The 655-nt window shown below is 33.7% G+C and carries 1 protein-coding gene; it reads left to right on the top strand.

The genetic code is table 11. The features are described 5' to 3' along the window. Window positions 1-35 precede the first annotated feature (35 nt). Window positions 36-476 (top strand): c-type cytochrome, encoded by a 441-nt coding sequence (locus ABD077_RS25155; protein WP_343914949.1) that lies wholly within the window; start codon window positions 36-38, stop codon window positions 474-476. Window positions 477-655: the final 179 nt, after the last annotated feature.

Below are 655 nucleotides of genomic sequence, written 5' to 3'. Positions count from 1 at the left end.
ACGTTGTACACCATTGAAATAGATATCTAATATAAATGCAAAAAGTAGCTGTTAAAATAGTATTTCTTCTAAGTGTATTTTTAATTTCAACAATTGGAATGATGGCTTTTGTTTATATTGATGCTCAAAAAAGTGTTGGTGGATGTGCAACTGAAATGCCTCAACCATTCTGTGGGACGGAAAATATGTTAACTGAAAACGGACTTAGGGGCCGAAATGTATTTAATGCAAATTGTGCTGCTTGTCATAAGTTATACAAAAAAATGACTGGGCCTAGCTTAAAAGGACTTGTGCAAAAAGAACGTTATCCCTCAAAAGAGTATTTTTTTGAATATATACGGAATGAACAAAAGCTAATTGATCGGAACGATAAACATGCGTTAGCAATTAATGAGGAATATAACTTTGGTTACAAACATCATTTTGAATTGAGTGATCAGGAAGTTGAGCAATTATTGGAATATATTGCGGAATAAAAAACGGTGTACAACACGATATATGTGATCATAGCAGCAAAGTGATCAATCGATTGGTTCTTGTATATTTATGAAGGCGCAATGCTTGCAGAATGGAAAAGTTAGCAACCAATGCGCAGAAAAGTTGAAAAGCAAGGTAACATTTTGCTCTGCTACGACACATATATTAAACGTTGTAC

Source organism: Aquimarina litoralis, assembly GCF_039523995.1.
GTDB classification, from domain to species: domain Bacteria; phylum Bacteroidota; class Bacteroidia; order Flavobacteriales; family Flavobacteriaceae; genus Aquimarina; species Aquimarina litoralis.
Note: the sequence above shows the minus strand (reverse complement) of the source record. Positions and strands in the feature narration are given on the sequence as shown.

Excerpts from the sequence above, each read along its gene's own strand:
- ABD077_RS25155 (WP_343914949.1), top strand. The coding sequence starts at position 36 with ATGCAAAAAGTAGCTGTTAAAATAGTATTTCTTCTAAGTGTATTTTTA.